A 25,314-nucleotide genomic window follows, 5' to 3' on the forward strand; every position below is an offset into this window, starting at 1 on the left:
TTTTAATCTGTGGCAAAAAAATAATTCGTGCAAATTCGCGCAATTCGTGGCAAAAAAACAACGCTTAACATTTCGTTTAAAAATAGATCGAATTTAATTTTTTACTTTTATCAGATGTTTTCAAAATTTCAAAATCATATCGTATCCAGATTTCCCTTTTTGGCCGAAAAAATGCTTTTTCTGGCTGTAAGTGGCGGGTTAGACAGTATGGTTTTGTTGCATTTGTTGCATCAACTGCCTTATGAAATTGCTGTTTTGCATTGCAATTTCCAGCTTCGCGGATTAGAAAGTTTTGGAGATCAAGAATTTATTCAGAATTACTGTAATCAAAATAATATTCCAATTTTTACTACTCATTTTGATACTGAAGCTTTTGCTAAAGATTATAAGCTCTCTACGCAAGTTGCAGCAAGAGAATTGCGTTACAGCTGGTTTTATGAACTTTTAGAAGAAAAAAACTTTGATTATATTCTGACAGCGCATCACGCCGACGATAATCTGGAAACTTTTATCATCAACTTAACTCGCGGAACCGGTTTAGAAGGTTTGACTGGAATTCCCGAACAAAATGATAGAATTATTCGTCCACTATTGCCTTTTTCAAGAGAAGAAATTCTGAAATATGCAGAAGAAAATAAGATAGAATGGAGAGAAGACAGCAGTAATGCTTCTACAAAATATCTTAGAAATAAAATCCGTCATAATTTGGTTCCGGTTTTAAAAGAAATCAATCCGAATTTTTTGGATGCTTTTCAGAAAACGCAATCTTTTCTTCAAGAATCAAAAGAAATGGTTGAAGATGCGTCAATTATTGTTTATCAGCAAGTGGCAAAAGAAGAAGGAGATGATATTCATTTTGATTTAAATCAGTTAAAAAAACTTCCTAATTATAAATCGTATTTGTACCAATGGCTGAAAGAATTTGGTTTTTCGGCATGGAATGATATTTATGATTTGGTCGAAGGGCAATCTGGCAAACAAGTTTTTTCTGAGGAATTTAGATTGCTAAAAAATAGAGAAACACTCATTTTAAGTCCGTTTTCTGAAACATCAGAAAAAGACGAATATGAAATTAGTGAAAACGATACAGAAGTTAATTTTCCCTTAAAAATGAGTCTTTGTAACGTAGGTCACACAACATTCGGTTCAAATAAGGTTATATTTGTCGATTCTGATAAAATCCGTTATCCATTGATTTTGCGTAAATGGAAAGAAGGCGATGTTTTTCAGCCTTTTGGAATGCATGGAAAATCAAAAAAAGTAAGTAAACTTTTTAAAGATGAAAAACTATCCTTGATCGAAAAGGAGAAAACTTGGATTTTATGCTCAGAAAATGAAATAGTCTGGGTAGTCGGAATGAGACAAGACGAACGTTTTAAAATAGAAAAAGCCACAAATAAAATACTAAAAATAGAATTAATATAATGAACTTTACACAAGCCCATCAGTCGATAACTTCGAAAAGTATCTGGAATAAAATAACTGTTTTTTTACTCTTTTTCTTTTTTACATTAGCAAGTAACGCTCAAATTTTAGAACCTGTAAAATGGACTTCTAAAATGGAGAAAAAAGGAGATAAGGTTATTCTAATTTTTGATGGAACGATCGAAAAAGACTGGCATATGTATTCTCAGTTTACTCCAGACGGCGGACCGCTTGCTTTGGAAATTTCGTTTAAAAACCAAAAAGGAAATTACGAGTTGGTTGGAAAAGCCAAAGAAGGTAAAACAAGAACAGCTTTTAATGATGTTTTTGGTGTAGATGAAACTTTCTTTGAAGGCAAGGCACATATTGAACAAGAAATAAAAATCATAAACCCAAATTTAAAAACGGTTGATGTAGATTTTGATTTTCAGGTTTGTAAAGAAGTTTGTATCAATTCAAGCAAGAAATTCTCGATTGCTGTTCCTTCAACATTTAAAATGAACGAAGTTCCAGTTGTTTCAGAGGCTAAGTTGGACGAAACAAAAGTAGTTGGTCTAGCAGTTGATACGGTAAAAAAAGAAGAAGTTGTAGAGCCAAAAGCAGATAAAACAACCGAAACAGCTGCTGCAGAAATTCCAGCGCCAGCTCCTTCTAGAAGTTTATGGTCGATCTTTTTTCTTGCATTTTTAGGTGGTTTTGCAGCTTTATTTACGCCATGTGTTTTCCCAATGATTCCAATGACAGTGAGCTTTTTTACAAAACAAAGTAAAAGCAGAGCAAAAGGAATTAGAAATGCTATTTTTTACGGATTATCAATCATTGCGATTTATGTAATTTTAGGATTGATTGTAACCAAAATATTTGGTGCAGATGCATTAAATGCGTTATCGACAGATGTTTGGTTCAATCTTATTTTCTTCGTGATTTTAGTCATTTTTGCTGTTTCATTTTTAGGAGCATTCGAAATTATGCTTCCAAATTCATGGGCAAACAAAGCTGATCAGCAAGCAGATAAAGGTGGTCTGGTTGGGATATTATTTATGGCTTTGGCTTTGGCAATCGTGTCGTTTTCGTGCACAGGGCCAATTGTAGGGACATTGTTGGTTGAAGCAGCTTCAAATGGAGGAATTGCGCCAATTGTTGGAATGTTAGGATTCTCTTCAGCATTAGCTTTGCCATTTATGTTATTTGCATTGTTTCCGGGGTGGTTGAATTCGTTACCAAAATCTGGCGGATGGCTAAACACTGTAAAAGTTGTTTTAGGATTTTTAGAATTGGCATTAGCATTCAAATTCTTGTCAAATGCCGATTTGGTTTTACAATTGCATTTCTTAGAAAGAGAAGTTTTCTTAGCGATTTGGATTGCTATTTTTGGAACTCTTGCATTATATTTATTCGGAAAAATTACATTGCCGCACGATAGCCCAACTCATCATATTTCAGTCGGAAGATTATCATTAGGATTACTTGTTTTAAGTTTTACAATTTATATGATTCCTGGACTTTGGGGAGCGCCTTTAAAATTAATCAGTGCATTCCCGCCGCCGCCACAATATAGCGAAAGTCCGTTTGGGGTTGGAGGTTCAGGAAACGGAGCGGTTTCGGCAGGATCTATTAAAGGTATGCCAGAAGGTGCTGAATTAGGGCCTCACGGAATTATGGTTTTTCATGATTACGAAGATGGATTAGCGTATGCAAAAGAAATTAATAAGCCCATTATGCTTGATTTTACAGGTTACGCTTGCGTGAACTGCAGAAAGATGGAAAACAATGTTTGGTCAGATCCTTCAGTTTTGCCAATTCTTAAAAATGATGTAGTTTTAATTTCGCTTTATGTTGATGATAAACGTGAATTGCCAAAAGAAGAGCAATTTACAACTGAAGCGGGAGATAAAATCATTACAGTTGGAGATAAATGGACCGATTTTATGATTTCTAAATATAAAACAAATACACAACCTTTGTATGTTATTACCGATTTAGAAGGAAATAATTTAAACAGCACAAAGCCAACAATCAGTTATGTAAGTACAGAAGAATATCTGCAATGGCTGAAAGAAGGAATTTCTAATTTTAAATAAAAGTTTAGATATAGTTTAAAAGCTTTATTCGAAAAAAATAAATATTTTCTTGGGGGTTGAAATTAATTCAAACGAAAGCGCTCTAATTTATTAGAGCGCTTTTTTATTATAGAATTGTCTAAAATAGTTGATTTAAAAGGAAAAAGCACTCTAAGTCAAATTTAGAGTGCTTTTCTATTTATCAAACGAAAGTGAAAATTAATTTATTATAAAAATTCTCCGTGTTGAGAGATGTCTAATCCTAGTTCTTCTTTTTCTTCTGTAACTCTTAGTGGAGTGATTTTGTTTACGATGAAGAATAAAGCATAAGAAGCAACAAAAGCGAAGATTGAAACAACAACAAGAGCAGTTAATTGGTTAATGAATAAAGTTGGAGTTCCGAAGATTAAACCTTGATTGTCTCCAACAGCAGGATTGATCGCTTTTGATGCGAAAACACCAGTTAAAAGCATACCTACCATACCTCCAACACCGTGACAAGCAAATACGTCAAGAGCATCGTCGATTTTTCCTTTAGGGAATTTGCTCACAACAATGTTACTTACAATTGCAGAGAATAAACCAATAAAGATTGCGTGAGGAATGCTTACAAATCCGGCAGCTGGTGTAATAGCAACAAGACCTACAACCGCTCCGATACAAGCTCCAAGAGCAGATAATTTATGTCCTAAAATTTTATCAAGGAAAACCCAAGCCATTGCAGCAGCGGCAGCAGCAACAGTAGTTGTTCCTAAAGCTTGAGCAGCAAGACCATTTGCTCCTAAAGCAGATCCAGCGTTGAAACCAAACCATCCGAACCAAAGTAAACCAGTTCCTAATAATACATAAGTAATTCTAGCAGGATTAACTTTTTGAACTTTTCTTTTTCCTAAGAAAATAGCTCCAGCCAATGCAGCCCATCCAGCGCTCATGTGAACTACAGTTCCTCCAGCGAAGTCAAGAACTCCCATTTTGAAGAAAACTCCATCAGGATGCCATGTCATGTGAGCAAGTGGTGCGTATATTATAATTATAAATAAAACCATGAATAACAAATAAGCCCAGAAACGAATACGTTCTGCAAAAGCACCTGTAATTAAAGCAGGAGTAATGATAGCGAATTTTGCCTGAAATAATGCGAATAATATAAATGGAATAGTTGGTGCAAGGCTCCAAGCTGTATTAGTTCCAACTCCTGCAAAGAACAAATTCTCAGACGGGTTTCCGATAATTCCTCCAATTGTTGGTCCAAAAGCCAATCCAAAAGCAACAACAGTCCAAAGTATAGTAACAATTACCATAGCCATAAAACTTTGAAGCATAGTACTAATTACGTTTTTCTTACCTACCATACCTCCGTAGAAGAATCCTAATCCAGGAGTCATTAGCAATACAAAAGCAGTTGCAACGATCATCCAGGCAGTATCTCCCGTATCAAACTTTACAGCTTCTGCAGGAATTGGGTTGTCTGCAATGATAAAGTTCGAAATAAAGCTTAGGACTAAAATCGTGATAAGAATCACACTTAAAATAATTTTTCGCATAGTTATTTAGTTTTAAAATTTTTTATAAAAGTATAAAATGATTTAATACCCCCTAAAAAAATAGGGTTTGATGTTTAATTTTTGTTAAATTTAAAATTTAACCCCTATCATTTTGCGTGAATTTCTTAAAACAAACTTAAAATTTACAATTTGGCAACATTTTTTTTTTCACTTCCTGTCATTTTTGATAATTTTTGGGGTAATTGATTGCTATTTTTTGTAGGATAATAGATATTTGTTGTTTAAAAAACGTCTGTTGCATGTTGTGATGGATATTTTTTTAATCTTTTTAACAAATTTGATGATTATAATATAAGGATGGGAAATAGAAGTATTAAATGGGGAATAGTAGGATTGGGAAATATTGCAAGCCAGTTTGCATCGGATCTTTTATTGATTGAAAATGCTGAACTGACGGCAGTTGCATCTAGAGATTTTACTAAAGCCGAGGAATTTGGTGGGAAATTTAATGCTTTAAGAATGTACAATTCTTATGATTTACTTTTTGAAGATTCTGAAGTTGAAATTGTTTACATTGCAACTCCTCATAATTCGCATGCCGAATTATCTATAAAAGCATTAGAAAAAGGCAAACATGTACTTTGCGAAAAACCAATGGCTTTGTCTTATAAAGATGCACAGAGAATGATAGAAGCGTCTAAAAAAAACAATGTATTTTTTATGGAAGCTTTTTGGACAAGGTTTATTCCCTCAATTCAAAATCTTCTTCAGAAAATTGGCAATGGAATAATAGGAGACGTAAATTATATAAAAGCCGATTTCGCTTTTCACGGAAGTGAAACAGAAAACGAAAGGCTTTTTGATAAAGAACTAGGCGGAGGAGCATTGTTTGATATTGGCGTTTATCCTCTATTTCTATCTTATATACTATTAGGAAAACCAAAAGAGGTTATAGCAAAAGCAATCAAACATAAAAATGATATTGATCTTCAGATTTCTATGATATTGCAATACGAAACAGCACAATCGGTTTTGCATGCTTCTATAGTTTCAGAATCTGATATGAAAGCGATTATTTCGGGAACAAAGGGACGAATAGAATTAAATGCTCCATGGTATATTGCCGATGGTTATTCTCTCTTTATAAATGAAGAAAAAGAAGCAACATTTACTTTACCAGCTTTAGGAAAAGGATATTCTCATGAAATAATCGAATGTCAAAATTGTATTTTGAACAATGAAATTGAAAGTAAACTTTGGTCACATCAGAATAGTTTGGATTTGAGTAGGATAGTGGAGGAGATAAAGAATCAAATCCAACTGCCTTTTTAGAATTTAATTATTTGTAATAAAATATTTACATATTGGTTATTTTTCATTAGTTTTAAAAACTATTAATGAAAGGATAATTATGCTAGTAAAAGTTTACGGAAGTGCCGTATTTGGAGTTGAGGCCACAACTATTACAGTTGAGGTGCATATGGACAAAGGAATTGGTTATCATTTAGTTGGACTTCCAGATAATGCGATAAAAGAAAGCAGTTTTAGAATTGCCGCTGCTTTAAAAAATAACGGATTTAATTTTCCAGGAAAGAAAATTACAGTCAATATGGCGCCTGCCGACCTTCGAAAAGAAGGTTCTTCATACGATTTGACATTGGCTATGGGAATTCTGGTTGGTTCAGATCAGATAAAAGCTCCAGAAATTGAACGATATATTATTATGGGTGAACTTTCTCTCGATGGAAGTTTACAGCCTATTCGAGGTGCTTTGCCTATTGCAATTAAAGCCAAAGAAGAAGGTTATAAAGGATTTTTTCTTCCTATTCAAAATGTAAAAGAAGCAGCAATTGTAGCAGGTTTAGATGTGTACGGTGTTTCTAATCTTCAGGAAATAGTTGATTTCTTTAATGGAAAGGGAATGCTAGAGCCAACAGTTATCGATACAAGAGCAGAATTTTATAAAACATTAGATTTCCCTGAACATGATTTTTCGGACGTCCGAGGACAAGAAAGCATTAAGCGCTGTATGGAAATCGCTGCAGCGGGCGGCCATAATATTATTTTGATTGGTCCGCCTGGTGCAGGAAAAACGATGCTGGCAAAACGAGTTCCGAGCATTTTACCGCCAATGACTTTGCGCGAAGCTTTGGAAACTACTAAAATTCATAGTGTTGCAGGAAAATTAAAAGAAGTCGGGTTAATGAATCAAAGACCATTTAGGAGTCCGCATCATACTATTTCTAATGTGGCTTTGGTCGGTGGCGGAAGTTATCCTCAACCAGGAGAAATCTCGATGGCGCATAATGGTGTTTTGTTTTTGGATGAATTGCCAGAATTTAAACGTGATGTTTTAGAAGTAATGCGTCAGCCGTTAGAAGATCGTGAAGTGACAATTTCCCGTGCTAAGTTTACGATTACTTATCCATCATCTTTTATGTTAGTGGCAAGTATGAATCCAAGTCCAAGCGGATTTTTTAATGATCCGAGTATGCCAAATACTTCTTCGCCGCACGAAATGCAGCGCTATATGAGTAAAATTTCTGGACCTTTGTTGGATAGAATTGATATACATATAGAAGTTACTCCAGTTCCGTTTGATAAATTATCAGATGAGCGAAAAGCAGAAAGCAGTGTAGAAATTCGCAAACGAGTTACTGCAGCGCGAGAAATTCAGACCAAACGATTTGAAACTGTTGAAAATGTTCACTACAATGCACAAATGAGCAGTAAGTTGATTAGAGAATACTGCGTTTTAGACGAACCTTCAAAAGAATTACTAAAAACAGCCATGGAAAGACTTAATCTCTCGGCTAGAGCTTACGATCGAATTCTGAAAGTTTCAAGAACTATAGCCGATTTAGATCATTCAGAAAATATTGTTTCTTCACATATTGCCGAAGCGATTCAATACAGAAGTTTGGACAGAGAAGGATGGTTGGGATAAATTTACAATTATCAATTGTCAATTAACAATTGATAATTGTAAAAAAATATTATTCTTTATTTTTCGGATAAAAGAATTTAAAAGAATTAGAAACAGCTGTGTGCAGAATCGATCCGTGGCTTTCTTCTGGGAAATAATCAAAATACGTTTTTACACTTTTACTTTTCGATTCTTTTAGTTTTTCAGCTAGTAAATTAGCATCAACTTCCATGACATGCGGAATTGCTGTTGGAGCTAATCCTTCTTTGCCAACAGCAATATAGATTTCAGTTGGCTGTTTGAAATTTTCTTTTAGCATTTCAGAATCTAAATCTAGAAGAGAACCATTGTTCCACCATAAACTCGGACTTACAATAACATATTTATTAAAAAGAGTTGGTTTTTTAAGCAAGATTTCAGTTCCTAATAATCCGCCAAGAGATTGGCCGATGATGGTTTTAGAATCATTTGTTTTGTATTTTTTCTCAATAAATGGTTGCAATTCTTTTTCGATAAAAGCAATAAACTGATCAGAATGTCCAGTTGTAGGAAAGCGAGTTTTATCATTTTCAACAGTAGTAGGAAAAGTGAAATCTCTTTTTCTGTCAACTGTAGCAATTCCTACTACAATTGATTTTGGAACCTGATTGATCCATTCAAAACTATTAAACTGAACTAGCCCAGAAATATGAATAAAATCTTCATCGGCAGAACCGTCCAATAAATAAATGACAGGATATTTTGTGTCTTCTGCTAGATTATAGCCTTCAGGAAGATAAATGTTTAAAATTCTTTTTTCGTTTAATTCTTTGGATTGAATTTCTTCGATTACACCTAAAACAAAAGGCTTTGAAGTTTCTATGTTTTTGGCTTTATTCTTTTGGCTGAATGCGAAAGTAGAAGAAAAAAGTAAAAAGGCGAAGGCAATAAATTTGGTCATTAATTTTTGAAATTTTGTGGCATTGATTCTTGTTTTACTTCTTGTTCTGGCTTGTAGTAACTATTTCTGTTTGTTGTAACAATTAAAACGCCTGGTTCTCCAGACTTTCCATAAATATTAATGCCAGTTTGTTTTTGAAGAGCAATAATTTTGGCAATTTCAATTTTCGAAAGAGCAAGTTTTTCTTTTTCTAGATCCTCATAACGGTGAGTAATTCCATCGACAACAACCATTGGACGATCTGTAATTTTTCCAGCTTTGGCAAGATTTGAAATAGAATCAGAAAGATAGAGTTTGTCTTGTCCTTCATCGGAAAGCTCGTATCTGTTTTGAGAAAAAACAGCAGCTGAAATGGACAAAAAGAGGAAAGTGAAGAATTTCATCATTTGTGTTTTTTTTAGTTTTTAGAATCGAAATTTAATTTTCTGATCGAAAATACAAAAAAATCCTGCAAAAATGCAGGATTTAACAAATGATATTAATTGTTTGGTTTTTATTTTTTTTCAGCAAAAATAGCATCTAAACCTTCCATTGCAATGGTAAAACCTTCTTTGAATCCCATTTGAATGATCATTTCCAAATCAGATAGTTTTTCGTGTTTGATGACAACATCAACAAAAGTAGATCCGTCTTTTTCAGAGAAAGTCACATTCCAGTCAGAGCGCGGAAATTCTTTATTTAAATTCCCTTCGCTGTCGCTAAAAGCATCTAAATATTTAAAATTAGTTTTCGGACTAATTGAAGTAAAATCGGCAATTGCCCAATGTTCTTCTCCTTCTGGTCCAAGCATGGCATACAATCTGCGTCCGCCTTCTTTAAAATCCATGCTTTTTGTTTTAGATTTCCACGGAGCAGGAGCCCACCATAAATCTAGAATCTGAGGTTCTGTCCATGCAGACCAAACTTGAGGCAGCGAAGCATTAAATTCGCGCTTTACGTTTACAGTTTTATTTTCTTTATCAACAGTAAAATTCATTAAAAGATTTGATTTCATTTTCTTTAGATTTTAAATTCGTTAATAGTAATTTGTTAGAAATGGTTTTATTTTTCGGCTAAGATTTTGTCTAAACCTTCCATTGCAGATGTGAATCCTTCTTTGAATCCCATTTCGATAATTTTTTCAAGTTCTTCCAAACTGTCGCGTTTAATCAAAATGTCAACAATTGTTGAACTATCTTGTTCAGAAAAAGAAATGTCCCAATACGAACTTCCAAATTCTGAATTTGCATTTCCTTCGGCATCAGAAAAAGTAGCAGAATGTTTAAAGTTTGTTTTAGGAGAAATCGAAGAATATTCAAAATAACTCCAGCGTTCTGTACCATCAGGGCCAACCATAGCATACAATCTTCGTCCGCCTTCTTTAAACTCCATGGTTTTGGTTTTAGATTTAAACGGAGCTGGTGCCCACCATAAATCTAGAATTTCAGGTTCTGTCCATGCAGACCAAACGTTTGACAATGGTGCATTGAATTCACGTTTTACATTCACTCTTTTATTTTCCTTGTCTACAGAAAAATTCATTAATAAATCAGTCTTCATTTTCTTTAGATTTTAAGTTAAGTAATACTTGATCCAATTGGCTAAAACGTTGTTCCCAAATTGCTTTAAATTGCTCCAGCCATTGATCAACTTCTTTCATTTTCTCAATTTTGAGCTGATAGTAAATTTCTCTGCCCAATTTCTTTTCTTCCAATAAATCACATTCATTTAATATTTTAATGTGTTTAGAAACCGCTTGTCTTGTAGTTTGAAACTGCTCTGCAATAGCATTTGGGGTTAATGCGCTTGAAGAAATCAAAACTAATATTGCCCTTCTCGTCGGATCGGCAATAGCTTGAAAAATATCTCTTTTCATTTTTCTGAATATTTATTCGCAACTAATCAGTTGCAAATATACGCAACTTTTTGGTTGCGCAATAAAAAAACGCGATTTTTTTTAAATTAGAATATTCTAAACAAAAAAAGACGCATCAAAAATGCGTCTTTTCTTTATAATCGTGTTATATAATTAGCGTCTAAATTTATTCTTTACAATGATATCTTTCAACTTGGCTTTCAAGTCTTCGCCTGTATCGTAAACCATTTGTTCGTTGTTTGGGAACGCAACAGCCCGTTTGTCAAAATACGCCAGATAATTATCATCGCAGGCATTTCTATTTCCTTTGTAAGTAGAATAAATATTCTCGAAAACATATTCGCTGCTGATCGGGAAAGTCTGCACTAGCTGATTGCTTTTTAAATCTACATAATCCACTTTTGCTGTTACAAGACACGATTTAAATTGTCTGAATTCGTAAACCGTAGCACGAAGCGTTTTATAATTATCTACTTTTATTTCTTTGCCTAAACTGTCTTTTACAGGTCTTCCGCGACTATCCAAAAGTGTTTTTACTCCATCTTTAACTTGTCTTTCCTTTACAAATTCTTTCTCTTTAATCTGCTCTGGCGAAATCGCAATTTGTCTAAAACTCAAAATTAAACTATAGTCATAATTCACATTTTTTTGTCTTGCACTATGATAAACCGTCCATTTATCGTTTAATCCGTAAGTTTTAAAATCCAACAAATCATCCTGAAGCATTTTCGGAATGACCATTTCGGTTTCGTTTTTAGCATAAACATCAACAAAATCAGTTCCTTTAAACTGCGCATCATCCATCAGTTTTTTGGTGTTTTTGTAATTTGGATTAATGCTTTCCAAATATGCGAAATCATCATAAGCTTTTCTAAAATCTAATTTATTATTTGATTTCAAAAGCATTGAAGCGTTTTCATATAAATATTTCGAAAGTGCATTTTTACTGTTTACAATTTCATTCGAATAATTATCAAATGGAAAATAAGCATTTTTTCCCTGCTTCAATAAAGGCAGAGGCAATAATGGACGAATTTTTTCCTGACGATTATTTAGCTGTAAATAAGTATTATAAATGCGTTCTGTATTGGCAGGATTGTTTTCTTTGTTCAGCATTTCCAAATTTCGAAGATCACGATCTTTGGCTTTTGCGAAAGCTTCTTCTAGTAAATAGACATAATCTTGTTTTCCTTTAGAATCTTTTTTGGTGTGAAGTGCTTCAACAGCGCGATCAATTGCGCCATCATAATTTCCATCGCTAAGCATTGATTGTGTTGTTTTTACCCCGCAAGATGAAAAAGCTAAAAACAATATAGAAAATAAAAAAGTAATTTTTTGCATAGTGTGTTTTTTGAAGGTGTAAATATATCTTTTTTAACTTTCAACAACTATGCCTTTTCTAATTTATTTGAGGAGCAGGATGGAGATTTTGATGTGTAAGAAAAAATTAATTTTCCCAAGTTTCAATTGCATTATCACTCCATAATTTCAGAGCAAAATCTTTAAAGATTTTTGGGCCTTTTTTAAAGTTTTCATCCAGTTTATATTCACCTCCTTCAAACTGTTTTTTGCCATTATCATCTATACCAACAGCAACTTTATTTTCGCCACGCATGGCATATTTTGTATTCCCTTCATACATAATAATCTTCATGTCAGAAGGACTAACATCGCCGTGACAAACTGTTTTATACATGAGCCAAGTTTCGGCAATTCCATTTTTGTCTAAATCTGTAACTTGAAAAGTGTTTTTTACAAAGGAAGCTAAAATGTCAACTGGACAATCTGAAATGTAATCGTAAACTTTCCAGGTTTGCTTCACTTCATTGCCTGAAACTATAAAATGATACCCAAATAATTCAGCATCAGAACCTTCTGTTTCATGCGTAAATTTTTTATTGATATGATAACCGGTTTCAGTAGTAATTACAATATTATCGCCCAATTTATCTTTCCATCGAACAGCATTTTTTACAAAACCTTCGTATTTAATTGAAGCAGGAAATTGAGTTGAATCGATTTTTTCTACTGTTAAGACAAAAGGCTCTTCCGTTGAAGGTTTTTCATTTGAAACGGCAGTTTTTACGTCATCTTTTTTCTCTGGTTTACAATTCGAAAACAAAACAATAAACAATAATAAAATTGTATTTTTTTTTCATAAAAGGCGTGTATGTAATTTTAAGTGAGTTGTTTTTTGATCAGCACAATTTGTCCTAAATGATAGTAACTATGTTCAATCATAGCTTCGATGTTTCTTTTGTAAGTTCCGTATTTTGCATCTACAAAAACAGCATCTAGGTTTTCGTCAGGCATTTGTTCTACAAAAGAGGCAAACGCTTCGGCATCATTCCAAAATTTAGTTAGAAAATTGTTCCATTGTTCTTGCGAACGAATAGGAGGAAAGTCAAAACTAAATTGATCTTTTATGTCCAATGTTCCGCCTTTAAAAACCTGATTGATTCCGTTAATGTAATAATGAATATGCTGAGCCAGAGCTGCAATCGTATTTAAATTTTGAATCGGACTAACTGCAATTTTCCAATCCAGATTTTCTAGCTGATCTTTAAAATTGGTGTTTGCAATCCAAGTTCCGTTTAAAATAACTTCTCTGAAACGATTAGCAATTTCTGTTGTACTTTTCATATTTAGTAATTTAAGAGTTACTATTAAAAGTTTATTCCTGCTGAATCCACTCGTATTTTTCGTTTTTCAGATAAATAACACCGCCTCCGCAGCTTTCTTCGGCATGAATAAAGATTCCGTCATTTTGCAGTTTTATTTTGTCTTCTTCTGCAACTTGTTCTTCGCCGATAATATCGCCGTCTTCATTTACGTTGTCAAAGTAAACTTTATTTTTTGGTGCTTTTTCAAAAATTCCCGCCCAATCAATTTCATCAAAACCTCTTTGTAAAATATCATTTCCAAAACCTAAATAATCAATTCTTTTTCCATTTCCGTAAGTGATTTTGAAACCGCTTTTTTGGTTGTTTGTGCTTCTAAAGATTTCTACAGTTTCTTCTAGATTATCTCCGTCAAGATCGCATAAGATTTTATTGGTTTTATGTTTTGTGGAAAGTACAATCGTATCTGTTTTTTGTGTTTCTGGCTCTTTCTTTTCATTTACTTCCAAAGAATCTTTTGACGCAATTTTAGAAGTTTCTGATTCTGTTTTTGTTTCCTTTTTACAAGAAATAGTTAGTAATGATAAAAGGAGTAGAGTTCTAATTTTCATATTAGGCTTAGATAAATTTAAAATGCTAATATAAAAAATTACGTACGAAATTATACAATTTTATGTATTGTTGAATATTATACTTATAAATGACATTATGAATTGTCTCCAGCTTTAGCTGGAGGTAGAGTGTATTGAAAAGAAAGGGCTTTAGCCAAAAAATATTGATTTGGCTAAAGCCCTTTTATGACTTTTTATTTACCTCCAGCTAAAGCTGGAGGCAATTGAAAATGTATTTATTTAGATTTTCTGATCTTCACCTGATATACAATCTCCCAAAAGATAATTGAAAAAACAGCATTAGCAAAAATGGCAGTTTTAACCTGATAAGGATCGTAATTGACAAGTAGGTGCAAATTGGTAAACTGTAAAGCTAGAAACATAGCCAAAGCTGCAATTCCGACAGCGCAAAGTACGTTAAGCAAAGGTTTCCATTTTAAGGCTGTAAAAGCATAAATAAGATTCAAAATACCGAAACCAGCTCCTAAAGTTACAAAAGGATCACCTTTAAACTTTTCGTTTAATTCAAGCAGAAGATGCGTAGAAGTAAGGTATAAAAAGAAGAGGATAGAATAAATCAGGATTCTTATTTGCGGTTTCATTTTGTATTGTTTAATATGATAATTTTTTAAATACGAAGATAGTGCTTAAAGTCTTAAAATGCCGTTAAGGTTTTTTTAGATTTATTTCCAAAAATTTTTAATGGTATTAAATTGCTCTTCGTTATTTCCGTTACTTTCATATTTGTATAAATTATCCCAGTAAATTACGCCTCCGCTTTTAATGAAAACTTTATAATATCCTTTTGCAAGAGTACTTATATTCAGTTTAGGGTTATTTGTGGATAATCCGTTAAGCGAAAGGTTTGAATTTGAAATAATAGATTGCTCGCTGTACAAATTGTTGTTCAAAATACTGCTAAAGTTGAAATCCTGATAAATTTTTTCTGCAGTTGCAGGTACAATCCATACATTTGTAACATTTTGTTCCGCTAAGATGTAAACCGTTTCGTTTGCAGGATTTGGATAAAGGACAAACTTTTGATTAGCCAAAGTATTTGGATTCCCTAAATATAGTCCAGTATCATCTGCAGTATTTCTGACATTAATTCCAGTGACTAAATTGATAGAAGTTTTATCGGTTTCAGGAGTTTTATCGTCATTGCTGCAACTTACCGCTAAAAGAGATATAAGAATAAAAAGTATTTTTTTCATGTTTAGTTTATTTCTAATGTTTTGAAAGGTGTAAAAAACTTTAGTTAGAATTTTAAGGCAAAAGCGTTTCTATTTTGGTTTCCGATTTTTCCTTTAGCGGACTATCTGCCTTCAAACTCCAAATGATTAGAAATTTTCCTTTTACAACATATTCTTCCGGATGTTCATCTGTTGGTTCGCCTGCTTTTCCCCAAAGTAAACCTTGCAGAAAACGATCGCCCTTAAAAACATGATCAAATTCAAAATACATAATAGAACCGCGATCTGCTTTGCTTTTAAAACTCTGAATGGCTTTACTTTTTACAGTTCCAACAATATTGCTGTAGGTTTCAATATCATTATAAAAACTGCAGGCTTGTGGCGTAATGCAAACATTCCCGTCGCTTACCATATAACCGCCTTTCGGAATTTCTTTTGGTTTTAGTTTTAAATCGGCTAGGGTTTGACTGAATGAATTGGTTGCAAATAATAGTAATAGTGTTGATAGTAGGATTGTAGGTTTCATTTGATTTTTGGGATTTGATTTGGGATGTAAATTTATCTAAATTTTATTATTATAAGGTAGAGGAATAAATCTTCGAACTAATTTAATTTTTAGAAACTCATCATTGTTTTCTATTTCTATTACATTAAATGAATCAACAATCATTTTATCGTTTCTTAGCATATCAATCATTGTTCTGTTTTCAATTTGATATACTGCAATATAAAAATAATCTTCAGGATATTTTGTAACTAATCTTGAATGTGGTTCTTCACAGTAGGAAGTATTACCTAAAATAAATGCATTTTTTCTGTAAAAAGTCCAATCAATAAATTCGCAAAAATCATTTTGTGTATTTGTCTTATTTTGAATTGCAATTAACGTATCGCTTTTAAAATATAAACTATCAGTATTATTAAATTTCCATGATTTGATTGAAGGCAAACTAATCCGACCATTTTTCTTTTGTATTTGACTTTCTTTAATTATTTTTTGAACTTCAGATTTGGAGATTTTATTTTGTGATAATAATAAGAAGGGCAATAGAAAAACAATAAAAAGGAATTGAAGTTTTTTCATTTAGAAATGATTACTAAATTAAAGTTCGTATTATAAAAAAAGCACTAAATAAAGAGATATTTGTGCTTTTGCAAAATTTTATTTTGAAGGAATTATTTTTCCTTAGCTAAAATAGATTTGTTTTAAATTTCACTTTTGCATCCAATTTTCCACAATCTTGTCATTTCGACGAAGGAGAAATCTTCGTAAGTAGCTCTACAAAGAAAATCAAATTACTCAAAAAGTAACCGCAATATTTGTCATTTCGACGAAGGAGAAATCTTCGCAAGTAACTCTACAAAGATTGGAAAGATTACGTGTAAATTAAGCAAATAAATAATTAAGAAAATCCAAATCAGGATTAATAGTTTTTATTAATTCGATTTTCTTTTCTCTGCGCCAGTCTTTAATTTCTTTTTCTCGAACAATTGCTTCTTGAATCCAAGCAAACTTTTCGAAATAAAGTAAGAATGTAGCATTGTATTTTGATGTAAAATTTTTGCTTCCATTTACGTTATTTTCTTTATGCTGACTCAAACGAATTTTTAAGTTATTTGTAACTCCTGTGTAGAAAACGGTTTTGTATTTATTCGTGAGAATGTATATGTAGTAAGTATGATAGCCTTCTTGATGTAGTATTTTTTTTTTGATGCTAAAGATAAAATTTATTTAAGATTTTTCTTTCTTTTAGTATTAGGTTTTTAATATGCTTTGTGGAGTTACTTGCGAAGATTTCTCCTTCGTCGAAATGACAAACTTAGTGGCTACTTTGTGTATGATTTGAGCGAAATACTTTGCGGAGTTTCTTGTGAAGATTTCTCCTCCGTCGAAATGACAAAACTGGACGGTTAGTTACTTTGCGTGCTTCGACTTCGCTCAGCCTGACAATTAGTATCAATAGTAAAAATCTGCTCAAATCTTAAGAATCTGCGTGAAAAAAAAAACAAAAAAATCCCGCCTCAATTAAGAAACGGGATTAAAGTGATATTCTCTTTTTTTCTATTGTTAAACCGTAGCAGCAATTTCTTGTGGCAACGGAATTTGATTTTTAAGTAAATCTTCAAATGTTTCGGCTTGACGAATCAAGATTCCTTGTCCGTTCATCCAAAGCACTTCGGCTGGTTTGTATCTTGAATTGTAGTTCGAAGACATTGAGAAACAGTATGCTCCAGCGTTTCTGAATTCTAAAATATCACCTTCAGTGATTTCTGCAATTCTACGGTTGTTGGCAAAAGTATCAGTCTCGCAAATGTATCCTACAACAGAGTAAAAACGCTCTTTTCCTTTTGGATTAGAAATGTTTTCGATATGGTGTGAAGATCCGTAAAACATCGGACGGATTAAGTGGTTGAAACCACTGTCGATTCCAGCGAAAACTGTTGATGTTGTCTGTTTTACTACGTTTACTTTTACCAAGAAATGACCTGCTTCACTCACCAAGAATTTTCCTGGTTCGAAAATAAGCGTTAAATCTCTTCCGTATTCTGCACAGAAAGCATTGAATCTTTTAGATAATTTTTTACCTAATTCTTCGATGTCTGTTTCGATATCGTCTTTTTTGTAAGGCACTTTAAATCCGCTTCCGAAATCTAAGAATTGTAAATCTTTGAAATGTTTCGCGGTATCGAACAAGATTTCGGCAGCATACAAGAATACTTCGATATCTAAAATATCAGATCCTGTGTGCATGTGAATTCCAATAATGCTCATTTTTGTGTTCTCTACAATTCGCAAAATATGCGGAATCTGATGCACAGAAATTCCGAATTTACTATCGATATGTCCAACAGAAATGTTAGCGTTTCCGCCTGCCATTACGTGTGGATTGATACGGATACATACCGGAATATGTGGATGTTTTGTTCCGAATTGCTCTAAAATAGATAAATTGTCGATATTGATTTGTACACCCATTGCGGCAACTTCTTCAATCTCTTCCAGAGAAACGCCGTTTGGTGTAAAGAAAATTCTTTCGGGTTCATAGCCAGCATGAAGCCCTAACTGAACTTCCTGAATCGATACAGTGTCTAAACCAGACCCCATGTTCTTTAATAACTGTAGAATCGCAATGTTAGACAATGCCTTCATGGCATAATTAACTCTTAAGTTCTCCACCTTAGAGAAAGCTTTAGTTAATCTGTTGTACTGAGATTGGATTTTTTCAGCATCGTAAACATACAATGGACTTCCAAATTGGTCTGCTAACTGCAGTAAATCTTTTGCTTGCATTTTTTAAATCATTTTGGGCAAAGTTATTACACTTTTGATTACCAGCAAATAATTTGCAGAAAAATAACAAAATATAACAAATTGTTCTATTTCAAACAAAAAGTTGCTGTTTTTGGAATTTTATAACCTTTGTTAAGATACTATCCCGATAGCTATCTGGGCTAAGTTTTTTGCCACGAATTCACGAATTTCTCTAATTTATAAATGCTGTTGAAATGTTTTAACCGCAAATTACACAAATTTTCGCAAATTTTTTAATTTTAGATTTTTCGCAAAATGCTAAAACATAGCCCGTGGTTTCAACCATGGGAAACGTACGGATTGGACGTAATTATATATTGCGTCCCGGGTGGTTGAAACCACGGGTTGTATTTGAAATATAAATCGACCAGAAAATAAAAATTCGTGAAAATTTGTGCCATTCGTGGCAGACAAAAAAATAATCTGTGCTAATCATTTTATCCCGATAACTATCGGGAGTGGCTAAAAAAACAAAACCCCTGAATATAAATTCAAGGGTTTGTTAGTAGTTATGTTGTTATCGGAATAAAGATCAATAAAATGCTAAGAGAAAAAACTTAGAACCTTAGCATCTCAGTATCTTAGAATCTTTAAAAAAATTATAGACTCGGTAAATCTCCTTTTCCTTTAGTAGGCAAGTTTGTAGATCCCATAAGGAATAAATCTACTTCTCTTGCTGCTTCACGACCTTCTGAAATAGCCCACACGATTAATGATTGTCCTCTTCTCATATCACCTGCGGTGAAGATGTGAGGAACATTTGTTTGATAATTATGCGCTTTATAGTTGCTTCTTGCATCAATTTCGATTCCTAACTGCTCGCTTAATGTTTTTTCAGGACCTGTAAATCCAAGAGCCAATAAAGCTAAATCGCAAGGCCAGATTTTCTCAGAACCTTCTTTTTCGATTAATTCTGGACGCTGACCTGGAGTCATTTTCCATTGCACTTCAACTGTTTTTAATCCAGTTAATTCGCCTTTTTCGTTAGAAATAAATTCTTTAGTGTTGATCAACCAGTTTCTGTCGCAGCCTTCTTCGTGAGAAGAAGATGTTTTTAACTGCAACGGCCAGAAAGGCCAAGGAGTTGACTCGCTTCTTCCAACTGGAGGTTTTGGTAAAATCTCAAAGTTAGTTACCGATTTAGCTCCGTGTCTGTTTGAAGTTCCAATACAGTCAGAACCCGTATCTCCACCACCAATAACGATTACATCTTTTCCAGTTGCTTTAACTTGGTCTGGAATAGATTCTCCGTATAAAACTTTAGTTTGCTGTGTTAAGAAATCCATTGCCTGAACAACGCCTTTACTTTCGATTCCTTTAGTTGGCAGGCTTCTTCTTTCAGTTGCTCCTCCGCATAAAACGATAGAATCGAATGCGTTTAATTCTTCAACGCTGAAATTAACACCAACATTTACATTTGTTTTGAAAGTGATTCCTTCTGCTTCTAGAATAGCAACACGACGGTCGATGATTCCTTTTTCTAATTTGAAATTTGGAATTCCGTAACGTAATAAACCTCCAATTGCGTTGTCTCTTTCAAAAACAGTAACGGTATGACCCGCTCTGTTTAATTGTTGAGCCGCAGCAAGACCTGCAGGTCCAGAACCAATAACAGCAACCGTTTTTCCAGTTCTTGATTTTGGTGGCTGAGGTTTAATCCACCCTTCAGCGAAACCTCTTTCTACGATGCTTTTCTCGATGTTTTCGATAGAAACCGGATCTTTGATGATTCCTAATACACATGATTTCTCACATGGAGCAGGGCATAAGCGTCCTGTAAATTCAGGGAAGTTGTTAGTAGATTGTAAAATCTCTAACGCGCTTTGCCATTCTTCCTGATGCACCATGTCGTTGAAGTCAGGAATTAAATTTCCTAACGGACATCCACTGTGGCAAAAAGGAATTCCACAGTCCATACATCTTGATCCTTGTTCTTTTAATTTATCTTTTGGAACCGGAATAGTAAATTCGTTGTAGTTTGAAACACGTTCTGCTACTGCTAAATTACTTTCGTCGGCTCTGTTATATTCTTTAAATCCGCCTATTTTACCCATGACATTTTTATTAAATGTAAATGATCAAATTCCAATTATTAAATTCCAAATTCTAATTTTTTTAACCGCAAAGAGCGCAAGGTTTTTGTTTTGCTTTTTGGAGTGTTTTAAGTTCGCAAAGCTTTGAGGTTAACTTCAATCTAAAATCTAAAATCTGAATTCTAAAATCATTTATCCCGCTATTAATTCTTCTATTTGTTTTTCTTCTGCAATTCGTTTTAATGCTTTTTTGTAATCAGTTGGCATTACTTTTACGAAGTGCTGTTGTTGGTTTTCCCAGTCTGCTAAAATTCTTTTTGCTAATGGACTGCTTGTGTACAACGAATGGTTTTTGATCAGTTTTCTTAGTTTCGTAAGATCTTCTTCTTCCATTGGATCGAATGCAACCATTTCCATGTTACATACTGTCGAATCGAATTTTTTGTTTGGATCGTAAATGTAAGCTACACCACCACTCATACCAGCAGCGAAGTTTCTTCCAGTTTTTCCTAAAACTACAACTGTACCACCTGTCATGTACTCGCATCCGTGATCTCCAATTCCTTCAACAACTGCTGTTGCTCCAGAGTTTCTCACACAGAAACGCTCTCCTGCGATACCATTAATATAAGCCTCTCCGGTAATAGCTCCGTAAAGGGCAACGTTTCCAATAATGATGTTGTCTTCAGGTTTAAAAGTCGCAGTAGGAGGTACTTTTACAATTAGTTTTCCTCCAGAAAGACCTTTTCCTAAATAATCATTACAGTTTCCGTGAATTTTAAATGACAATCCGTTTGTTGCAAATGCACCAAAACTTTGTCCGGCAGAACCTTCAAAATCAACTAAAATAGTGTCAGCTGGTAATCCTTGTGCGCCATAAATTTTTGAGATTTCGTTACTCAAAATCGCACCTACAGAACGGTCTGTATTTTTGATTTTGAATGTAACTCTCGTTTTCTCTTTTCTATAGATAGATGGAATTGCTTCTTTGATGATGTCAAAATCCAATACATTTTCAAGAGCGTGATCTTGAGTAGTTGTATTATGATTTGGAACCGTTTTAGCTTTTTCCGGTTTGTATAGAATAGTTGATAAATCTAAACCATTAGCTTTATAATGTTTGATAGCTTTGTCTACGTTTAATTTCTGAGACTGACCTACCATTTCTTTTAAAGTTCTGAAACCTAACTGCGCCATGATTTCTCTTAACTCTTCAGCAATAAAATACATGAAGTTGATTACGTGCTCTGGAGTTCCTTTGAAATTTTTTCTCAATTCAGGATCCTGAGTTGCAATACCAACTGGACAAGTATTTAAATGACAAGCTCTCATCATGATACATCCAGAAGCTACAAGTGGAGCAGTAGCAAATCCGAATTCTTCTGCACCTAATAAAGCTGCAATTGCAACGTCACGACCTGTTTTTAACTGTCCGTCACACTCTAAAACTACACGGCTTCTTAAGTCGTTCAAGATAAGTGTTTGTTGCGCTTCAGCTAAACCAAGTTCCCATGGAATACCTGTGTGTTGTAAAGAGGTTAATGGAGCAGCACCTGTTCCTCCATCGTAACCAGAGATTAAGATAACATCAGCTTTTGCTTTTGCAACACCGGCAGCGATGGTTCCAACTCCAACTTCAGAAACTAATTTCACGTTGATACGAGCTTCACGGTTTGCGTTTTTCAAATCGTAAATCAACTGAGATAAATCCTCAATAGAGTAAATATCGTGGTGAGGCGGAGGCGAAATCAAACCTACATAAGGTGTAGAGTTTCTCGTTTCAGCAATCCAAGGCACTACTTTTTCTCCAGGTAACTGTCCACCTTCTCCAGGTTTTGCTCCCTGAGCCATTTTGATTTGGATTTCTCTGGCGTTTGTCAAATAATTGATCGAAACACCAAAACGTCCTGAAGCAACTTGTTTGATGGCAGAGTTTCTAGAATCTCCGTTAATTTCTTTCTGGAAACGTTTTGGATCTTCTCCACCTTCTCCAGAGTTACTTTTTCCGCCAATTCTGTTCATGGCAATCGCTAAATTCTCGTGTGCTTCTCTAGAAATAGATCCGTAAGACATTGCACCCGTTTTGAATTTCTTAACGATTTCTGTCCAAGGCTCAACTTCGTCAATAGAAATTGGATCTAAATTGTTGAATTCAAATAAACCCCTAATAGTCATTAAGTTTGAGCTTTGCTCGTTTACAGCATTTGCATATTCTTTATAGCTTTCAGGGCTGTTTAAACGAACTGCCTGCTGTAATTTAGAAATCGTAGTTGGGTTAAACATGTGTTTTTCACCACCACGTCTCCATCTGTAAATACCTCCAATTTCAAGAGAAAGCAAGTTTGCAATTTTTGAATTTGGGAAAGCTTTTTGGAAACGTTTTTTAACCTCTTTTTCAACTTCCATTAAACCAATTCCTTCAATTCTTGATGGAGTGTAAGGGAAGTATTTAGATGTAAATGTTTTGTTTAAACCTAAAATCTCGAAAATCTGAGCAGCTCTGTACGAATGTAAAGTAGAGATACCAATTTTGTTCATGATTTTCACGATTCCTTTTGCAATTGCTTTGTTATAGTTTACAACTGCATAATCTGCTTTTACTTTTGTAATGAAACCTTTTTCAACTTGATCGTGAATGATTTCGTTTACCATATAAGGGTTGATCGCACTTGCACCGTATCCGAACAATAAAGCAAAATGATGAGGTTCGCGTGGTTCAGCAGATTCGATGATGATTCCGAATTTAGAACGAACCTGTAAAATGTTCAAAGAGTGGTGAATGTAAGAACAAGCCAATAACATTGGGATTGGAGCTAATTCTTCACTTACACCTCTATCTGATAAAATGATGATATTGCATCCTTCTTCAACTGCTTTAAAAGTAGCTTGAACACATTTTTCAAGAGCACGCTCCAAACCGTTAACTCCTTTTTCTATTTTGTATAAAGTAGAAATAGTAGCTGATTTGAAATCTGCGTGATCGATATTTCTGATTTTATCCAAATCCTCATTAGAAATAACCGGATTTTGGATTTTCAATTTTTTACATTGTTTAGATTCAATTTCGAAAATATTGAAATCACCACCAATTGCTAAACTGATGTCAGTAATGATTTCTTCACGAATACCATCCAAAGGCGGGTTAGTAACCTGAGCAAACAATTGTTTGAAGTAGTTGTACAACAACTGAGGCTGATCAGACAATACTGCCAAAGGTGTATCATTACCCATAGAACTGATTGCTTCAGCTCCGTCGCTTCCCATTGGGTTGATGATTGTTTTTAAATCTTCAATTGTATAACCAAACAATTTTTGTCTTGTTACGAAATCTAATTTTTCAACAGGAGTAGGGTTGTTAGTGTAAGGAACGCTAGCTAATGGCAATAAGTTTTCGTCAACCCATTGTTGGTACGGACGTTTTGTAACTATCGCTTTTTTAACTTCCTCGTCTTCGATGATACGACCTTCATTCATATCAACTAAGAACATTTTTCCTGGCTCCAAACGTCCGTGCTGAATTACATCTTCTGGATCGATGTCAAGTACACCAATTTCAGATGACATAATTACGAATCCGCTTTTCGTTAATGTATAACGAGAAGGACGCAATCCGTTTCTGTCTAGTAAAGCACCAATTACGTTTCCATCTGTAAACGGAATAGAAGCTGGACCATCCCAAGGCTCCATGATACAAGCGTTGTACTCATAGAAAGCTCTTTTCTCTGGAGACATAGTTTGGTGTTTTTCCCAAGCTTCAGGAACAACCATCATCATTGCCTCTGGAAGAGAACGTCCAGTCATTAATAAAAGTTCAACCACCATATCCATAGAAGCAGAATCTGATTTTCCTTCTAAGATAATTGGGAATAATTTTTTGATATCATCGCCAAAAACTTTGCTTTGCATAAGCTCTTCACGAGCACGCATACGGCTTACGTTTCCACGAAGTGTGTTGATCTCACCATTATGACACATATATCTAAATGGCTGAGCAAGATCCCAAGAAGGGAATGTATTGGTAGAGAAACGTTGGTGTACAAGCGCTAAACGAGTCACCAAGTCTGGATCTTTCAAATCTATATAATAACGGCTGATGTCTTCCGGCATCAATAGACCTTTATATATAATAGTAGTTGTCGATAAACTAGTAAAATAAAACATGTGGCTTTCTGAGGTTTTAGATCCTCTTACGGCATGTTCAGCAATTTTTCTAGCTGCAAAAAGTTTTGCATTAAATTCTTGTTCAGTTAAATCTTGTCCGTTTTTAGAAACGAAAACTTGTTTAATTGTTGGTTCTTTTTCTGCGGCAATTTCACCTAGATTTTCAACTTCAACGGGTACGTCTCTCCAACCTAAAACCTTTAAGTTTTGATCTTTGATAGTTGCTTCAAATGCATTAATGCAAAAAGAAACCTGGTTTTTGCTTTTTGGTAAAAAAACCATTCCTACTGCATACTCACGCGCTTCTGGGATTTCAAAGTCACAAACTTTCTTAAAAAAATCATGAGGAATGTCGAATAAAATTCCGGCTCCGTCACCAGTTCTTCCATCAGAACTTACGGCACCACGATGTTCCAATTTAATTAAGATGTCTAATGCTTTGTGAATAATATCATTTGACTTAATACCATTCAAATTACAAATAAATCCTGCACCACAATTGTCGTGTTCAAATTCAGGCAGATAAAGCCCTTGTTCTTTAACTCTCATTCTTGATATTTTTTTTACAAAAATAAAGATTTCGTTAAACATAATGTATTGAAATAGTGCTTTTGCTTTCATTTTTGCTGTAATATTAGAAAAAGGGTTCTTAATTATTAATATTATTATAG

The 25,314-nt window shown here is 34.0% G+C and carries 22 protein-coding genes; 4 read left to right on the forward strand and 18 right to left on the reverse strand.

Annotated elements, in window-relative coordinates:
* Positions 1–114 precede the first annotated feature (114 nt).
* Together tilS and ACNRYB_RS10575 are read left to right on the forward strand one after the other, a co-directional pair.
* Complete coding sequence (gene tilS / locus ACNRYB_RS10570) at positions 115–1,425, forward strand: tRNA lysidine(34) synthetase TilS (RefSeq protein ID WP_473730024.1); 1,311 nt, start codon at positions 115–117, stop codon at positions 1,423–1,425.
* A complete protein-coding gene (locus ACNRYB_RS10575) occupies positions 1,425–3,506 on the forward strand; it encodes a protein-disulfide reductase DsbD family protein (protein WP_473730025.1) in 2,082 nt (693 codons plus the stop codon). Before tilS ends, ACNRYB_RS10575 begins: the two co-directional genes overlap by 1 nt.
* Positions 3,507–3,712: 206 nt before the next feature.
* Here the strand turns inward: ACNRYB_RS10575 and ACNRYB_RS10580 are convergent, their stop codons facing one another.
* The gene (locus ACNRYB_RS10580) at positions 3,713–5,029 is read right to left on the reverse strand and encodes an ammonium transporter (protein WP_119789633.1); all 1,317 of its coding nucleotides are present in this window, start codon (positions 5,027–5,029) and stop codon (positions 3,713–3,715) included.
* A gap of 318 nt (positions 5,030–5,347) precedes the next feature.
* On the opposite strand from ACNRYB_RS10580, the gene ACNRYB_RS10585 reads away from it, so the two are divergent.
* Together ACNRYB_RS10585 and ACNRYB_RS10590 are read left to right on the forward strand one after the other, a co-directional pair.
* On the forward strand, positions 5,348–6,322 hold the full coding sequence (locus ACNRYB_RS10585) for a Gfo/Idh/MocA family protein (protein ID WP_473730026.1): 975 nt from the start codon (positions 5,348–5,350) through the stop codon (positions 6,320–6,322).
* Positions 6,323–6,401: 79 nt separating this feature from the next.
* Positions 6,402–7,937: a YifB family Mg chelatase-like AAA ATPase gene (locus tag ACNRYB_RS10590; RefSeq protein WP_473730027.1), complete on the forward strand. Its 1,536-nt coding sequence runs from the start codon at positions 6,402–6,404 to the stop codon at positions 7,935–7,937.
* Between the two features lie 49 nt (positions 7,938–7,986).
* Here ACNRYB_RS10590 and ACNRYB_RS10595 read toward each other — a convergent pair whose 3' ends face one another.
* From ACNRYB_RS10595 to gltB, 17 genes are all read right to left on the reverse strand, one after another.
* Complete coding sequence (locus ACNRYB_RS10595; protein WP_473730028.1) at positions 7,987–8,856, reverse strand: alpha/beta hydrolase; 870 nt, start codon at positions 8,854–8,856, stop codon at positions 7,987–7,989.
* A complete protein-coding gene (locus ACNRYB_RS10600) occupies positions 8,856–9,242 on the reverse strand; it encodes a hypothetical protein (protein WP_129749136.1) in 387 nt (128 codons plus the stop codon). The genes ACNRYB_RS10595 and ACNRYB_RS10600 overlap by 1 nt, the downstream gene beginning before the upstream one ends.
* Before the next feature lie 107 nt (positions 9,243–9,349).
* Positions 9,350–9,850: an SRPBCC family protein gene (locus ACNRYB_RS10605; protein WP_129749135.1), complete on the reverse strand. Its 501-nt coding sequence runs from the start codon at positions 9,848–9,850 to the stop codon at positions 9,350–9,352.
* Between the two features lie 47 nt (positions 9,851–9,897).
* Positions 9,898–10,395, reverse strand: coding sequence for an SRPBCC family protein (locus ACNRYB_RS10610; protein ID WP_473730029.1), 498 nt, complete (start codon positions 10,393–10,395; stop codon positions 9,898–9,900).
* A complete protein-coding gene (locus tag ACNRYB_RS10615; RefSeq protein WP_008462100.1) occupies positions 10,385–10,711 on the reverse strand; it encodes an ArsR/SmtB family transcription factor in 327 nt (108 codons plus the stop codon). The genes ACNRYB_RS10610 and ACNRYB_RS10615 overlap by 11 nt, the downstream gene beginning before the upstream one ends.
* Positions 10,712–10,864: 153 nt before the next feature.
* Positions 10,865–12,052, reverse strand: coding sequence for a hypothetical protein (locus ACNRYB_RS10620; protein WP_473730030.1), 1,188 nt, complete (start codon positions 12,050–12,052; stop codon positions 10,865–10,867).
* A 106-nt stretch (positions 12,053–12,158) separates the two neighbouring features.
* Entirely contained in the window at positions 12,159–12,854 is a 696-nt protein-coding gene (locus tag ACNRYB_RS10625) for a M949_RS01915 family surface polysaccharide biosynthesis protein (RefSeq protein WP_473730242.1), read from the reverse strand.
* Between the two features lie 35 nt (positions 12,855–12,889).
* On the reverse strand, positions 12,890–13,354 hold the full coding sequence (locus ACNRYB_RS10630; RefSeq protein WP_473730031.1) for a DUF1572 domain-containing protein: 465 nt from the start codon (positions 13,352–13,354) through the stop codon (positions 12,890–12,892).
* 31 nt (positions 13,355–13,385) lie between these two features.
* Positions 13,386–13,943 (reverse strand): hypothetical protein, encoded by a 558-nt coding sequence (locus ACNRYB_RS10635; protein WP_473730032.1) that lies wholly within the window; start codon positions 13,941–13,943, stop codon positions 13,386–13,388.
* Between the two features lie 236 nt (positions 13,944–14,179).
* Positions 14,180–14,545 (reverse strand): hypothetical protein, encoded by a 366-nt coding sequence (locus ACNRYB_RS10640; protein ID WP_473730033.1) that lies wholly within the window; start codon positions 14,543–14,545, stop codon positions 14,180–14,182.
* 81 nt (positions 14,546–14,626) lie between these two features.
* A complete protein-coding gene (locus ACNRYB_RS10645) occupies positions 14,627–15,157 on the reverse strand; it encodes a hypothetical protein (RefSeq protein WP_129749128.1) in 531 nt (176 codons plus the stop codon).
* Between the two features lie 52 nt (positions 15,158–15,209).
* Positions 15,210–15,662, reverse strand: coding sequence for a hypothetical protein (locus ACNRYB_RS10650; protein WP_066032471.1), 453 nt, complete (start codon positions 15,660–15,662; stop codon positions 15,210–15,212).
* Between the two features lie 36 nt (positions 15,663–15,698).
* Positions 15,699–16,220: a hypothetical protein gene (locus ACNRYB_RS10655; RefSeq protein ID WP_129749126.1), complete on the reverse strand. Its 522-nt coding sequence runs from the start codon at positions 16,218–16,220 to the stop codon at positions 15,699–15,701.
* A gap of 303 nt (positions 16,221–16,523) precedes the next feature.
* The gene (locus tag ACNRYB_RS10660) at positions 16,524–16,838 is read right to left on the reverse strand and encodes a GIY-YIG nuclease family protein (protein WP_473730243.1); all 315 of its coding nucleotides are present in this window, start codon (positions 16,836–16,838) and stop codon (positions 16,524–16,526) included.
* Positions 16,839–17,204: 366 nt separating this feature from the next.
* Entirely contained in the window at positions 17,205–18,428 is a 1,224-nt protein-coding gene (lysA, locus tag ACNRYB_RS10665) for a diaminopimelate decarboxylase (protein WP_008462116.1), read from the reverse strand.
* Between the two features lie 620 nt (positions 18,429–19,048).
* Positions 19,049–20,503, reverse strand: a complete 1,455-nt coding sequence (locus ACNRYB_RS10670) for a glutamate synthase subunit beta (protein WP_129747232.1) — start codon at positions 20,501–20,503, stop codon at positions 19,049–19,051.
* Positions 20,504–20,674: 171 nt separating this feature from the next.
* Positions 20,675–25,192, reverse strand: coding sequence for a glutamate synthase large subunit (gltB, locus tag ACNRYB_RS10675; protein ID WP_473730034.1), 4,518 nt, complete (start codon positions 25,190–25,192; stop codon positions 20,675–20,677).
* Positions 25,193–25,314 lie beyond the last annotated feature (122 nt).

This window comes from Flavobacterium sp. CR10 (assembly GCF_055814415.1).